The sequence below is a fragment of the Pontibacter sp. GD13 genome (assembly GCF_058216355.1).
On sequence record NZ_JBYZMQ010000002.1, the window covers coordinates 244,207 to 258,271 of the forward strand.

The window sequence follows — 14,065 nt, forward strand, 5'->3', positions numbered from 1 at the left end:
ATGCACTAGCAGAGTAACCTACAAATGAAAATCATAGATTTGCGCGTTATGCGCGGACCAAACTACTGGTCAGTAAAGCATCCAAAAGTTATCATGATCAACCTGGCTCTGGAAGACTACAGCCAGAAGCTCACAAACGAGATTCCCCATTTTCTCCAGCGACTTAAAAAGACGTTTCCGGGCCTGCAGCGCCACCGTGCTTCAGAAGGCAGCGAGGGCGGTTTTTTTAAGAGCGTGGAAGAGGGCACCTCGCTGGCGCATGTGGTACAACATGTGGCGCTGGAGTTACAGACCATGGCCGGCATGGAGTCGGGGTATGGGCGTTGCTACCCGGCCCATGATGAAGGGCAGATGTTTGTGGTGTTCTCGTACCAAGAGGAACGTGCAGGCGAATATGCGGCCTACACGGCTGTGCGCATGACGGAGGCTTTGGCCCGCGGCGAGAAGGTACGGCTTTTCGACGATATCACGCGCCTGCATCAGATCCGGGAGGATGAGTATTTCGGGCCCAGCACCTATTCTATTATTTCAGAAGCTGTTAGCCGGGGTATACCCTACATCCGGCTCAACAGCAACTCCCTGATCCAATTGGGGTATGGTGTCTATCAAAAGCGTATACAGGCCACCATGACCTGTAAAACCGCCTTCTTCGCCGTAGAGATGGCCGGTGATAAGAATGCGACCAAAGACATACTGCAGGAGGCCGGCATCCCGGTGCCACGCGGCACAACCGTTGCCTCGCAAGAGGAACTGAAAAAAGCGGTTGGCTGGCTCGGATTCCCGCTGGTGATCAAGCCACTGGATGGCAACCACGGCAAAGGGGCCTCCATCAACATCGATAACCTGAAGGACGCACAGAAGGGTTTTACAGAGGCCCGTAAATTCTCTTCGGAAGTGATAGTGGAACAGTTTATCCAGGGTTTCGATTTCAGGATACTCGTGATCAACGGCAAATTCGTAGCAGCCGCCAAGCGTACCCCGGCCATGGTGGCCGGCGATGGCAGTTCTACCATCAAACAGTTGATCGATAAAGAGAACCGGGACCCACGGCGGGGTATTGGCCACGAAAAGGTGCTCACCAAGATCAAGATCGACAAGCATACCCGAAACATCCTGAAAGCCAGGAACCTTACCTCTAAATCGGTGTTGCCAGCCGGCGAGGTGCTCTACCTGAAAAGTACAGCCAACATCAGCACCGGCGGAACCGCAACCGATGTAACCGACCTCGTGGACCCTTACAACATTCTGATGGCAGAGCGCATTGCCGGCCTGATAGGGTTAGATGTATGCGGCATTGACGTAATGGCCACCGATATTGCCATTCCTCTCAATGAAGGCCGCGGTGCGGTGCTGGAGGTAAATGCTGCTCCAGGTTTCCGGATGCATATTTCACCTACCTACGGTTTGGCGCGCAATGTGGCAGAGCCTGTGGTGGACATGCTGTTCCCCCACGGAAAGTCTACCCGAATCCCGATCATTGCGGTAACCGGTACGAATGGTAAAACCACTACCACACGCCTGATCGCGCACATGGTCAAATCAAAAGGCTTTCAGGTAGGCTACACCACCACCGATGGCATCTATATTCAGGATAAGCTGCTTGAGAAAGGAGATACCACCGGTTCATACAGTGCAGAGTTTGTTTTAAAGGACCCTACCGTTAATTTTGCGGTGCTGGAGTGCGCCCGTGGTGGCTTGTTGCGGTCCGGTTTGGGCTTTCAGCAGTGCGACATAGGCATCGTAACCAATGTAAGCTCTGATCATCTGGGCCTGCGCGATATCCATACCCTGGAAGAACTGGCTCAGGTAAAAGCGGTGATTCCAAAAAGTGTGAGCAAGGATGGCTTTGCGGTTCTGAATGCCGACGACGACCTGGTGTACGCCATGGCAGAGGAAGTGGACTGCAAGGTTGCTTTTTTTAGCCTGGACGAGAACAACCCGCGTATTCTGAAGCACATTGCCAAAGGTGGCCTGGCTGCCGTGTTTGAGAACGGCTATATTTCCATTTTCAAAAACAGTTACAAGATCAGGATAGACCGGGTGGCCGATGTGCCCCTCTCATTTGGCGGAAAGGCCAAATTTAATATCCAGAATATATTGGCGGCAGCGCTGGCAGGGTATATTTCGCATTTTGAGATCGAGGATATTAAAACCTCCTTGCGCACTTTTCTGCCTTCACCAAGTAAAACGCCAGGCCGCATGAACCTCTTTAAGTTTCCAAATTTTGAGGTGCTGATCGATTACGCGCACAATGCGGGGGGATTGAGGGCAATTGGGGATTTTATGAGCGAACTGGATGCTACCCGAAAAATAGGCATCATAGCAGGGGTAGGAGACAGGCGCCCGGAGGATTTCTATGAGATGGGCCGCATTTCCGGGGAAATATTCGATGAGATCATCATACGGCTGGATGCAGACCTGCGCGGGAAGACTGCCGATGAGATTGTAGGTCCGCTGATGCAGGGAATTGAAGACGTAGCCCCGGACAAACCTGTGAAAGTGATTCCTGAGGAAATGCGCGCCATTGCCTACGCCCTGGAGCATGGCACACCGGGCTGCTTTATCGCTATTTTTGCAGAGGATGTACAGGAAGCCGTTAAAATGGTGGAAAGTTTTAAAGTAATTCAGGACAGAAAAATACTGGTTGATTAAACCTATCGTTAGCAACCTGTATCCTATTATATGTGAACGATGGACTAAAACCCCTTTCAGAGAAAGGGGTTTTTTTATGGCATAAATAAAGCCTCTGCATTTTTGCAGAGGCTTTATCAACCTGTTATTAAAAGGTTTTAGCGTTTATTTTAGTATAAAATTCGCCTTGCCGATCATGAACCCGTCGGTGTACAGCTCTATGGTGTGCTGTCCTTTTTTATAAGCGGCATTTTTATCGTACAGGAAACTAAGCTGCTGCTGTGTGTTGTCGAATACAAAATCGCGCTTGGCCGTGTAATACATGTCTCCGCCGTCTACCTGGAACGTACCGGAGCCCATTGCCAGGTTGTAAAGCGCGGCACCGTCGGGCTCTATCAGGCGCATGTAAACAGTTTTCGGCTCCTGGGCGGCCACATCGTTCTTGGCGAGCTTAAACACCACCCGGATCTTATCTACCCGCTTGGCCTTGTACTCGTTGTCATCATCGTCCTTCTCTTTGCCCCGCTGGTTAATGATGTGCACCTGTATGTTTTGCGCTTCAAGTTTAGAGGCCACTTTTACCTTCTCAGTAAGATCCACGTTCGTGGTCTTTAGGGTGGTCAGGCTGTCGGAAAGGCGAGTTTTGGAGGTTTTAAGGTCCGTGTTTTCGGTGTGTAGCACTTCATTGTCCTCTTTTAAGCGGGCGATTTCGGTATCCTTCTCCTTCAGCTGTTTCTCAAACGCTGCTGCGCGGTCACGGAAACGGCGCTGGTCGGCCAGGCTGTAACTGCTGCTTCTAAACCCTTTCAATTGGCTCAGATCAGCGTTTATGGCTGTAATCTTGGCTTCCAGCGAGTCGTTCTCCAGGCCCATGGCCTGTAGTTCCTGGCTCTGTCGCTCAAAATCAGCTTTAAGGGCTTCATATACGTTTATCTGATTCTCCAGCTCACTGTTCTTTACCCGGATCACCTCAGCCTGCTCTTCGGTTTTTTCTTTTTTCTGATAGTTCATGTAGATCAGAATACCGTTTATACTTAACAGGACAATAAGAAGGCCCCCGATTAACAGTTTGCGGTTGCTTCTATTTTCAGGAGTGTTCACTGACATATGGTTTCGGTTTAGTTTATAATGTTTGTTGTTAATTTTAATCGCTAAATAGAACTTGTTCGCATCAGATACTGGTGTAATTTCAAATATAAAACTTTTATGCTATAATAATTACCTATGCAGCCACATTCTACTTCTGATTACTGGCAAACACGCTATCTCAATGGCCAAACCGGTTGGGATACCGGGTCTATAACGCCTCCGTTAAAACAATATTTCGATCAGTTGCAAGGAAGTAACGAGGCCCATATCCTCATTCCAGGCTGTGGCCATGCCTACGAAGCCGAATACCTATACCTGAAAGGCTTTGAAAATGTTACCGTAGCCGATGTGGCAGCGGCCCCGCTTCAGCATTTTGCCCAGCGCGTGCCTGGCTTTCCCAAGGCAAACCTGTTACAGTCTGATTTCTTTCATTTAACTGGCGCCTACGACCTATTGGTAGAGCAGACCTTTTTCTGCGCCCTGGACCCCAAACTGCGCCCTGCGTATGCCCGTAAGTGCGCTGACCTGCTAAAGCCGGGGGGCAAAGTAGTAGGCTTGCTCTTCGATACCGAATTTAACAAACCAGGGCCTCCCTTTGGCGGCAGCCGTAACGAATACGTAAACTATTTTGCGCCATACTTTAACTTCCTGTATTTCGAGACGGCATTTAACTCCATTGCGCCCCGACAGGGTACCGAACTGTTTATGTTACTCCAGAAAAAGCCCTGAATGATGGGGGATTGCACCGCAATAGCTACCTTTGTGCAGCACTGGTGCAAGAGGCTTCTTTTTTAAAAGCGTTAAAACGTACGCTGGCAAACCTAATTCTTAGTTGAAACACATGTTCGAAATTCCAAAATTAAAGCATACAGGCAGCGGTAATTTTTTCCTGATGGCCGGCCCTTGCGCCATTGAGGGAGAAGAGATGGCCATGCAGATTGCGGAGCGCCTGACCACAATTTCAGATAAACTCCAAATACCACTGATCTTTAAAGGCTCCTACCGTAAGGCGAACCGCTCACGCCTCGATTCGTTTACGGGCATCGGCGATGAGAAAGCGCTGCGCATCCTGCAGAAAGTAAGCGAGCAGTTTGGCGTGCCCACCGTTACCGATATTCATGAATCTGCGGAGGCCGCGATGGCCGCCGCTTATGTGGATGTGCTGCAGATACCGGCTTTCCTTTGCCGCCAGACAGACCTGTTAGTGGCTGCTGCCAACACCGGCAAGGTGGTGAACATTAAAAAGGGGCAGTTTTTATCGGGAGAGGCTATGCGTTTTGCCGTAAACAAAGTAAGGGAGTCTGGTAACGAGCAGGTGATCCTGACGGACAGGGGCAACAGTTTCGGGTACTCTGATATGGTGGTTGATTTCAGGAACATACCGGAGATGCAAGCCACAGGTGCGCCGGTTGTGATGGATGTAACCCACTCCCTGCAGCAGCCGAACCAAAGCTCGGGGGTTACCGGCGGCAAGCCTGCCCTGATCGAAACGATAGCGAAAGCCGCCATTGCCGTGGGTGCCGATGGCTTGTTCATCGAAACACACCCGCAGCCCGGCATCGCAAAATCGGATGGGGCCAACATGCTGCCTCTTGACCAACTGGAAGATCTGATGGTGAAACTGATCCGGATCCGGGAAGCCATTCGTTAAAGTTCGATAAAAGGTATGGCTGTTGCCAATCAGCAGCAATCATGGATTAAAGCGCGAAAGACGATGCAAAGCGAATATGAACAGGATTGGGATGTCTATTTTTGTTACCTGGAAGATACGCCTGCTTTTATAAGCGTGGACCTGGGCTTTTTTGAAGTGGCGCCTTTGTCCGGAAAGCCCTACATGATAGAGGTGGCGGCAGGATTATTGACCATCAACGCTGACGGCTTCCCGGAAAATGAGGAATGGGATAAGCTGGAGGAGATCGAGGATGTGCTTGTGAGCAGCTTCGAGGCAAATCTGGAGGCCTCCTTTGTCGGTAAGACATTGAACAGCGGCCGCAGGGGCTTGTTCTTCTACAGCGGCGATACCCTGCTGGTAGAGCAGATGATGGCGGAACTGCGCGAGCACTTTCCGGACTATACTTTTGAACATCAGATTCAGGAAGACCCGAACTGGGAAGTATACTTTGAGTACCTCTACCCGGATGATGAGAGCATGCTCCGGATTCAGAACAACAGAATGCTGCGCCTGTTGGAGGAGCAAGGCGACCAGTCGTTCATTCCGCGTCAGATTCTGTATACGCTCCTTTTCAGAACCACCCAGGACCGGGCAACCGTACTGAAGGAACTCACAGGTCATGGTTTTGTATTGGAGGAAGAATCTGAGGAGCAGGACCCGGATACCACCGTTCCGTTTAAGCTATTGATCAGCAAAGAGAGCAAGGCCGACGAGGAAACAATTTACCTGGTGACTGAAATGCTTCAGCAACTGGCCTTTACGCACGATGGGGAACTGGAGGGATGGGAAACGCAGGTGGTACAGGAAAACGCCTGATTTAAAACCGGATCGTAAAGTTTTCCTTTGGCTGGGTAGTTCTGAAAAACACGAGGCCCACATAAAACAGATCAACTGTCTGGCGTACCTGCGGGTGCGCCTTTATTTCTTCCCAGGCCTTTTTCATCTCTGCAGACCAGTACAGGTCATCGATCACAAACACACTGTCTGGGTGGTGCTTTTGCAGGCACTGGTTAAAGTAGCGCATGGTGGGGGCATAGCGGTGGTTGCCATCAAAGAACACATAGTCCAGCTGCTGCACACGCTCCACCTGGTCCGGCAGGGTCTCATCCAGGTTGCCAACCACCACTTCTATCTGCTTTAAACCCAGTTTCTCAAAATTTTCGCGGGCTATCCGGGCAATGTTGGGGCAGCCCTCAAAGGTATACACCCGGGCTCCGGGGCTTGCTTCGGCCTGGTAGCTGGTGGTAACGCCCAGCGAGGTGCCCAGGTCAAATATGGTTTTGGGCTGAAAGTGCTTGACCACCCGGAAAAGCAGCTGCCCATACTTGGCCGGTTTTGCCGATGTGCGTGCCAGTTCCTTTACCTGCCGGCTCTTTTTGCTCCCGGCCAGAGGCCCTGCCCCAAAATCCGTTACCTGCAGCGTGCGCTTATCAAGTAGCAGCGCGCGGCGTAAATTCTCTACTTTTTTGTAAGCCGCATGCTGCCCGCTGGGCTGGATCACCTCCTTGTTTAAGTTAAACACGAAAGGGGAGTGTACCCCGTGTAGTTTAAACGCTCTGAACTGATAAAGCAGGTAATGGGATGCCAGGTGAAAGGGAAGCACAGAAAGAAGGATTGGGGTGGATTAATTTAGTTTATAAGGCACGATCAGGATAAACTCCGGAATGGTGACGTCGAACTGTTTGCCATCTACCATGCGCTCCATCAGATAGGTGCCGCGCATCTTGCCCAGGCTGGTCTTCAGGTTACAACCCGACACGTACTCATGCGACTCGCCTGGCTCCAGAACAGGCTGCTGTCCTACCACACCTTCGCCTTCCACTTCGCGCATCACGCCTGTGGCATCGTGAATGTACCAGTGGCGGCGCAAGAGCTTCACTGTAAACTCAGAATTGTTTTCTATGCTTATCTTGTATGCGAATACATAATGCTGCTGCACAGGACTGGAATAGTCTGGAAGGTAATTGGTTGTAACCGAAACTTTTACTCCTTCTGTAGTTTTTGTATCCATGTTACAGAGTTTTTTGTATACTTAGAAACCATGTTGGCGCCAGAGGTAGCTGCCTTATACACAGGTTCTCATTTTTCACCAAAACCACGGGTCCTAACTGCTTATGAATGTAAAGATAGAAGAAAGCTGGCAAAATGTGCTGCAAGATGAATTTGAAAAGTCATATTTCAAAAATCTTATCTCCTTTGTTAAAGACGAGTACTCATCCCAAAAAGTTTACCCGGCTGGTAGCCAGATTTTTAACGCTTTTCAGATGTGCCCCTTCGATGCGGTGAAGGTGGTCATTCTGGGCCAGGACCCTTACCACGGCCCTAACCAGGCGAACGGACTGGCTTTTTCTGTGAGTGACCAGGTACGCACGCCCCCGTCGTTGCTGAACATTTTTAAAGAGATTAAAAACGATCTTGGTAAAGATATGCCCCAAACCGGCAACCTGGAGCGCTGGGCAAAGCAGGGCGTGCTTCTCCTGAATGCCACCCTCACCGTAAGAGCCGGAGACGCAGGCTCGCACCAGAAAAAAGGCTGGGAAACGTTTACTGACGCCGTGGTGCAGCAAGTGAATGACCGCAAAGAGCATGTGGTGTTCATGCTTTGGGGCGCGTATGCCCAGAAAAAAGGGGCTATCATTGATACGCAAAAGCACCTGGTGCTGAAAGCCGCACACCCCTCGCCGTTTGCCGCCGACAGGGGCTTTTTCGGAACGCACCATTTTAGCAAAGCCAACGAATACCTGATAGCGCACGGCAAAGAGCCGATAGACTGGTAGCTTAAAAAGTATAAAATAAGCCAATGCGCTTTAGGCAAGGAAGTTCCTAAACATTTACCTCACATGATACAGATTTACCATAACCCCAGGTGCAGTAAAAGCCGGCAAACACTGGAGTTGCTTCAGAACGCCGGGCAACAGCCCCAGATAATAGACTACCTGAAAAATCCGCTTACTGCGCCTGAAATAGCCGGGGTGCTGCAAAAGCTACAGCTAAAACCCGAGCAACTGGTGCGGAAAGGGGAGCAGCTGTATAAAGACAAGTATAAAGGCCACCACCTGACTGACGAAGAATGGATAACAGCCCTGGTGGAGCATCCTGTTCTAATGGAGCGGCCCATTGTGGTAAACGGCAATAAAGCGGCACTGGGCCGCCCACCCGAACATGCCTTAACTATTCTTTAAGCATGTTCAATCGCTTTTAGCCTTTTCTGCCTGCCACGGATACCTGCCCTCCAGCTCTACCTGCAGCGATATACTCAGAAAGGTTCTGATAATGACGATGACACCCAGGGTGAGTACCCGGTTCATGGTGGGTTCGGTTACCACGGTGCCGATGATGTCGGCGGCAACCAGTATTTCCAGGCCCAGGAGGATGGCCTTTCCCAGGTCGAGGCGTAGTTGCTTGTAGGAACGGGTTTGGGACTGCAGCCCCGGAAAGATAAACTTGAACAAGGCAATCGCGGCGCCAACCGATATGATGATAACACCGATGGCCTCTATTATCCGGGCAATGTATTCTATGTAAATCCTGATGCTGTCCATGTAAAGCCGTGTTTTAGATTGCCTGCACCGGGGTTTAGGGAGCCCGGGCACTGGCATGCCTTCTAACGACCTATTCGAAGTATGGGTTATCGGGGCAGGGCAGGCTTACACAATTTCTATGTTATACTTACCTAACAGGCCAATAACTTCGGGTATCGAAAATCTCGCTTTCCTGAGTTTGTTTTTCTCCGGATCGATGGCATAATTGCGGGCACTACGAAGATCAGCTCCCTCCAAAAGCGTGTTTTCAAATACAGCGCCTGCCAGGTCACAGTCTGCGAGACAGGCCCCGCTCAGATCAGCTTCTGCAAAGTCCACCTCGTGCAGGCTGGTGTTCTGAAACAAAGTCTTTTTGAGTTTCACCTTGTAGAAGGAGGACAGGTTGAGGGTACAACCCGCAAAAGCCACCGCAAACAAAAACTCATTACAGTCGCCGAAGTGCAGGCCCAGCATTTTACAGGAAATAAACCGGACATCTCTAAACGCCGTTTGCGCCAGATTTGCGGTGCTCAAATTACACGCCTTGAACTCGCATTCTGAGAAATTACTGTAAGCGAGCGTTGAACCTGAGAAGTTGCAGTTTATAAAGGTGCAGTTCTCATAATCGCCTGCCGGCAAGGGTTCTACGGTAAAATCTACTTTCTCGAAAGTCTTGTCTACGGTATAGGCTTTTTCCATAATGGCTTTATGCTACCAGGACTTTACATGAAGACAGCCAGGCTTTAGGACCTGGCTGTCTTCATGTAAAAGAAGTATAGACTTAATGAATGATGTTAAAAATACGGTTCCAGCGGATCTTGTTCAGGAAAGTGCCGTTCGGGTCCGTTGACATCCAGATCATAACTGCCTTGCCTACAATATGGTCTGCGGGCACAAAACCCCAGTAGCGCGAGTCGAGGGAGTTGTGCCGGTTATCACCCATCATGAAATAATAGTCCTGCTTAAACGTATAGCTGTTTACCACTTTACCGTCAATATACAGTTTTCCGTCGCGTACCTCTGCCTCGTCGTTGTGCTCATACTTTAGTATAACGCGTTCATAAAGGGGCAAGGTCCGCTCGTTTATAGCAATGGTTACCCCCTCCTTAGGGATGTAGAGCGGGCCAAAGTTGTCTTTGTTCCAGTCGTAGAGGCTAGGCACACTCGGGAAAACTTCGGGATCTGCTTTACCGGGTATCTCTTTCAGCAGCATGGCTTCCTTCACAAAGTCCAGCGCGGCCAGGGCCTTTGCTTTTTCCGGCGATGTGTCGACGATGTAACCTCCCTGCCAGCGGATAACATCTGTGATATCGCGGTCCAGGAAGAACTTTTCGTTCAGCATGTTATCCGTAGAAATAAAGTATTTGTACTGGATGCCCTCGGGGTTCTCCATCGCTTTCCCGTTGATGTACACCTGCATATCGCGGATGCTCAGCGAGTCGCCGGGCAAACCGATGGCCCGCTTGATGTAATTGGTGCGCAGGTCGGCGGGATGCTGTACTTCGGGTGGGAAGTTAAACACGACCACATCGCCCCGCTTTACCTCCGAAAAGCCCGGCAACCGGTACGAGGGCAGCTGGATGGCATCAGAATAGGAGGGAATGTTGGTCCCCCAGATGGTCTGGTGCGTGAGCGGCACCTGCAAGGGCGTCATGGGGGTGCGCGGACCGTAATGCAGCTTGCTTACGAACAGAAAATCCCCAACCAGCAGCGACTTCTCCATGGAGGGCGTCGGAATGGTATAGGCTTCAAACGTGGCCCAGCGGATAAGGCTTGCAGCGATCACGGCGAACAAAATGGCATCGCCCCATTCGCGGGCAAAGCTTTTCTTCTTTTTAGGTTCTGTGGTTACTGGCTTTGTTTCCCAGAATTTAACTTTCATCTGCAAATACTATGGTTACAGGTTTAGCATGTCTTTCATGCCGTATACGCCTTGGCGGCCAATCAGCCACGAGGCAGCCATCAGGGCGCCCTCGGCAAACCCGGTGCGGCTGTGGGCAATATGGGCCAACTCTATCTGATCTACCTCAGAGCTGTAGGTTACGATATGGGTTCCTACCACATCCGGCTCCCGCTCAGAAGCAATGTTTAACTTAGTTTTTTCTTCCGGGTTATCCGCTACCCAGCCCTCCAGGTTTTTGTAACTGCCTAATATTCCCTCGGCTGTGGTAATACCCGTGCCACTTGGCTTGTCTACTTTTTGCAGGTGGTGCACCTCCCGGATAGCCACCTCATAGGCTTTATAAGCCTGCATTTTACTGGCAATGTACGCGTTAAAATGGAAGAAAAGGTTAACGCCCACGCTATAGTTGGAGGCATAGAAAAAGGCGCCCTGCTGCTGCAGGCACAAGGCAACAGCCGCGTCATACTTCTCCAGCCAGCCCGTAGAGCCGGATACGACAGGAATGCCATGGGAGAGGCAGTAGGACACGTTTTCGAAGGCGGCATCCGGGTGCGTGAACTCAATGGCAACATCGGTGTTCTCTGATGTATAGTCTTGTAGGTTTTCCGCGTTGGTGTGGTCCAGGGTGCCCACAATTTCATGGCCTTTCGCCAGGGCTAACTGCGCAATGGTTTTTCCCATCTTGCCATAGCCGATCAGCAGGATTCTCATTTGGATTTGGTATATAAAATAAGGGTAAGGCCGGGCGTAAGGGTAGCCCGATGGGCCATAGCCGGCAAAAGATCTGGTTGGATGCGCAGGGAAAGGTCGTCGCTCACGTCAAACTCCTTTAAATGCGCGTGCACGTAGGCTTCTGCCACGTTCAGGCCGTAGGCCAGCACCGAGAGCAGTATGGTCAGGTCGCGGTTACGGCGGTAAAAATCACGGCTGTAGCGCAGGTTCTGGGTGCCGTTGGCGCGCTGCAAGCCATAAATCGGGTCGTCCACATATACATCCGTAGAGTCACGGTTGCGTTGGATCAGTGCCTCCCTGAAGTTCTGGTATTTGTTGTTGTTATCGATCAGGAAGTAGCCCAGCACACCGCCAGTGGCATAAATAATGGGTACTTTCCAGTAGGATTTGTTGTAGATCTGGCCTGCCCCCGGTATAACAGCTGACCACAAGGCGGCCTTGGCAGGCTTATCCCATTTGCTCAGGAAAAAGCCCTTTGGCGCCTTCAGGGTATCCGCCAACAGCACGCGTACAGAATCCGGTCCCTGCGTTACCACTTGCGCATGCGAGGCAGCAGGTGCAAAGTATAAGAGCATTGCCAGCAACAAGGCCGGAGCGCCGAATCTGAGCTTCATGGACTTTAGTAGTTTAGTATTTCTAAAATACGGTTCAGTTCATCAACCGATACAAAAGGGATCTTGATCTCGCCCTTGCCCTCGTTGTTGGCTTTCACCTGTATCTTCGTGCCGAACTGGGAGGTAAGCTTGGTCTCAACGGATTTAAGCTCACTGTCATACTTTCCAAACTGCAGCTGGTGCTGCGCATCCGGCTTCTTTTTAGCGTTCTGCAGGTTGCGCACCAGTTCCTCCACCTTGCGCACCGACAATTCCTTGGCCACTACCTCTTTATACACATCCAGCTGCTGCTCAATGGTATCGATGTTGATCAGGGCGCGGGCATGGCCCATGCTGATCAGGTTATCGCGCAGTGCGATCTGGATATCCGGGGGGAGCTTTAACAGGCGCAGGTAATTGGTGACGGTGGTACGTTTCTTACCCACGCGCTCTCCCAGTTCCTCCTGTTTCAGGCTACACTCGGTTAAAAGGCGCTGATAGGACAGGGCTATCTCGATGGCGTTCAGGTTTTCACGCTGAATGTTCTCGATCAGGGCCATTTCCAGCATCTGCTGGTCATCAGCCTTACGGATGTAGGCCGGAATAACCGTTAAGCCGGCAATTTTGGAGGCCTGGTAGCGGCGCTCTCCCGATATCAGTTGGTAGGTATGCTGGTCGAGTTGCCGTACCGTGATAGGCTGAATGATGCCTTGTATCTTTATCGACTCCGCCAATTCTTCCAGCGCAGCCTGATCAAAGTGGGTGCGGGGCTGAAATGGGTTGGTCTGAATCTGCTCAATAGCTATATCTGCGATGGTATTGACTTCGTTAAGGTTGTTTGACTCTGTTTTGCCGGTGTATTTATTGCCCTCCAAAAGAGAGCCCAGCCCTCTGCCCAGGCCGCCTTTACGCTTCGCTGCTGAATTTTTGTTCTCGGACATGTAATCTGTTTATTTCTCCAGCACTACGCTGTTCTTCTCTGCAATTTCACGCGCCAGGTTCAGGTAGCTTAACGCTCCCTTGCTCTCTGCATCATGCAGCAGGGCCGGTATCCCAAAGCTTGGCGACTCACTCAACTTTACGTTTCTAGGGATGATGGTATCGAAAACCATTTGCTGGAAGTGTGTTTTCACCTCTTCCACAACCTGGTTGGAAAGGCGAAGGCGCACATCGTACATCGTTAACAGAATGCCTTCAATGGCCAGCTCCGGGTTCAACCGCGACTGGATAATTTTGATGGTGTTGAGCAATTTGCCCAGGCCCTCGAGGGCAAAATACTCGCACTGCACCGGTATCACCACCGAGTCGGCGGCAGTAAGGGAGTTTACCGTGATCAGACCGAGGGAAGGGGAGCAGTCGATGATGATGAAATCATACTTGTCCTTGAGCGGCTTGAGGGCCTCCCGCATTTTCTCCTCCCGGTTCGGGATGTTGATCATCTCCACTTCGGCTCCCACCAGGTCTATATGCGATGGGATCAGGTCGAGGTACGCAATATTGGATGACTGCATAATGATCTCTTCCACATTCACATCCTCTACCATACACTCATAAATGCTGGTGGTGATCGTAGCCGGGTCGAAACCAAGGCCAGAAGTGGCATTAGCCTGCGGGTCTGCGTCCACTAAAAGTGTTTTATATTCTAAAGCTGCTAAACTGGCGGCCAGGTTAATAGCTGTCGTTGTTTTACCAACACCGCCCTTCTGGTTCGCAACTGCGATAATTTTTCCCATTCTTCGTTTATAGGTTATTCGTACGACCTATCTCCTGCAAAACTCGTCCGTGTACTTCTTTGTCCTGTAAAAGACCATTTTGATGATCTTCCCACCGTAAAAAATCTCAGGCCCAAGCCGGTTTCTAAAAATTAAAACCATAAGCTGTTCACCTAAGCTTCATAGTGGAACTTTCACAAAGATACAATTTT

At 50.6% G+C, this 14,065-nt stretch carries 16 protein-coding genes; 6 read left to right on the plus strand and 10 right to left on the minus strand.

The features are described 5' to 3' along the window. The first annotated feature begins 24 nt into the window (after positions 1 to 24). Positions 25 to 2,652, plus strand: a complete 2,628-nt coding sequence (gene cphA / locus AC4BAN_RS04740; protein WP_490563226.1) for a cyanophycin synthetase — start codon at positions 25 to 27, stop codon at positions 2,650 to 2,652. 144 nt (positions 2,653 to 2,796) lie between these two features. Here cphA and AC4BAN_RS04745 read toward each other — a convergent pair whose 3' ends face one another. After that, complete coding sequence (locus AC4BAN_RS04745; RefSeq protein ID WP_490563227.1) at positions 2,797 to 3,738, minus strand: DUF8428 domain-containing protein; 942 nt, start codon at positions 3,736 to 3,738, stop codon at positions 2,797 to 2,799. 117 nt (positions 3,739 to 3,855) lie between these two features. On the opposite strand from AC4BAN_RS04745, the gene AC4BAN_RS04750 reads away from it, so the two are divergent. The 3 genes from AC4BAN_RS04750 (at position 3,856) to AC4BAN_RS04760 (ending at position 6,208) form a co-directional block, all read left to right on the plus strand. Further along, positions 3,856 to 4,449, plus strand: coding sequence for a methyltransferase domain-containing protein (locus tag AC4BAN_RS04750; RefSeq protein WP_490563228.1), 594 nt, complete (start codon positions 3,856 to 3,858; stop codon positions 4,447 to 4,449). A 112-nt stretch (positions 4,450 to 4,561) separates the two neighbouring features. Beyond that, positions 4,562 to 5,371 carry a 3-deoxy-8-phosphooctulonate synthase gene (gene kdsA, locus AC4BAN_RS04755; RefSeq protein WP_490563229.1) on the plus strand — a complete coding sequence of 270 codons (810 nt, stop codon included), beginning with the start codon at positions 4,562 to 4,564 and terminating at the stop codon, positions 5,369 to 5,371. A gap of 63 nt (positions 5,372 to 5,434) precedes the next feature. Further along, complete coding sequence (locus tag AC4BAN_RS04760; protein WP_490563230.1) at positions 5,435 to 6,208, plus strand: DUF695 domain-containing protein; 774 nt, start codon at positions 5,435 to 5,437, stop codon at positions 6,206 to 6,208. Position 6,209: 1 nt separating this feature from the next. Here AC4BAN_RS04760 and AC4BAN_RS04765 read toward each other — a convergent pair whose 3' ends face one another. Both AC4BAN_RS04765 and apaG read right to left on the minus strand, forming a co-directional pair. Next, on the minus strand, positions 6,210 to 6,995 hold the full coding sequence (locus AC4BAN_RS04765) for an O-methyltransferase (RefSeq protein WP_490563231.1): 786 nt from the start codon (positions 6,993 to 6,995) through the stop codon (positions 6,210 to 6,212). Between the two features lie 21 nt (positions 6,996 to 7,016). Beyond that, the gene (gene apaG / locus AC4BAN_RS04770; RefSeq protein WP_490563232.1) at positions 7,017 to 7,403 is read right to left on the minus strand and encodes a Co2+/Mg2+ efflux protein ApaG; all 387 of its coding nucleotides are present in this window, start codon (positions 7,401 to 7,403) and stop codon (positions 7,017 to 7,019) included. A 103-nt stretch (positions 7,404 to 7,506) separates the two neighbouring features. On the opposite strand from apaG, the gene ung reads away from it, so the two are divergent. Together ung and arsC are read left to right on the plus strand one after the other, a co-directional pair. Beyond that, on the plus strand, positions 7,507 to 8,169 hold the full coding sequence (gene ung, locus AC4BAN_RS04775) for a uracil-DNA glycosylase (protein WP_490563233.1): 663 nt from the start codon (positions 7,507 to 7,509) through the stop codon (positions 8,167 to 8,169). Between the two features lie 63 nt (positions 8,170 to 8,232). After that, positions 8,233 to 8,574, plus strand: a complete 342-nt coding sequence (gene arsC, locus AC4BAN_RS04780; RefSeq protein ID WP_490563234.1) for an arsenate reductase (glutaredoxin) — start codon at positions 8,233 to 8,235, stop codon at positions 8,572 to 8,574. A 6-nt stretch (positions 8,575 to 8,580) separates the two neighbouring features. Here the strand turns inward: arsC and AC4BAN_RS04785 are convergent, their stop codons facing one another. The 7 genes from AC4BAN_RS04785 to AC4BAN_RS04815 all read right to left on the minus strand — a co-directional run bounded on the left by AC4BAN_RS04785 (position 8,581) and on the right by AC4BAN_RS04815 (position 13,874). Next, positions 8,581 to 8,934, minus strand: coding sequence for a DUF1622 domain-containing protein (locus AC4BAN_RS04785; protein ID WP_490563235.1), 354 nt, complete (start codon positions 8,932 to 8,934; stop codon positions 8,581 to 8,583). Positions 8,935 to 9,039: 105 nt separating this feature from the next. Next, entirely contained in the window at positions 9,040 to 9,612 is a 573-nt protein-coding gene (locus AC4BAN_RS04790) for a pentapeptide repeat-containing protein (RefSeq protein WP_490563236.1), read from the minus strand. An 82-nt stretch (positions 9,613 to 9,694) separates the two neighbouring features. Further along, positions 9,695 to 10,795 carry a signal peptidase I gene (gene lepB / locus AC4BAN_RS04795; protein WP_490563237.1) on the minus strand — a complete coding sequence of 367 codons (1,101 nt, stop codon included), beginning with the start codon at positions 10,793 to 10,795 and terminating at the stop codon, positions 9,695 to 9,697. Positions 10,796 to 10,810: 15 nt separating this feature from the next. Next, positions 10,811 to 11,527, minus strand: a complete 717-nt coding sequence (gene dapB, locus AC4BAN_RS04800) for a 4-hydroxy-tetrahydrodipicolinate reductase (RefSeq protein ID WP_490563238.1) — start codon at positions 11,525 to 11,527, stop codon at positions 10,811 to 10,813. Then, complete coding sequence (locus AC4BAN_RS04805; RefSeq protein WP_490563239.1) at positions 11,524 to 12,162, minus strand: DUF5683 domain-containing protein; 639 nt, start codon at positions 12,160 to 12,162, stop codon at positions 11,524 to 11,526. The genes dapB and AC4BAN_RS04805 overlap by 4 nt, the downstream gene beginning before the upstream one ends. A gap of 5 nt (positions 12,163 to 12,167) precedes the next feature. Further along, positions 12,168 to 13,082, minus strand: a complete 915-nt coding sequence (locus AC4BAN_RS04810; protein WP_490563240.1) for a ParB/RepB/Spo0J family partition protein — start codon at positions 13,080 to 13,082, stop codon at positions 12,168 to 12,170. 9 nt (positions 13,083 to 13,091) lie between these two features. Continuing rightward, positions 13,092 to 13,874 carry a ParA family protein gene (locus tag AC4BAN_RS04815; RefSeq protein ID WP_490563241.1) on the minus strand — a complete coding sequence of 261 codons (783 nt, stop codon included), beginning with the start codon at positions 13,872 to 13,874 and terminating at the stop codon, positions 13,092 to 13,094. Positions 13,875 to 14,065: the final 191 nt, after the last annotated feature.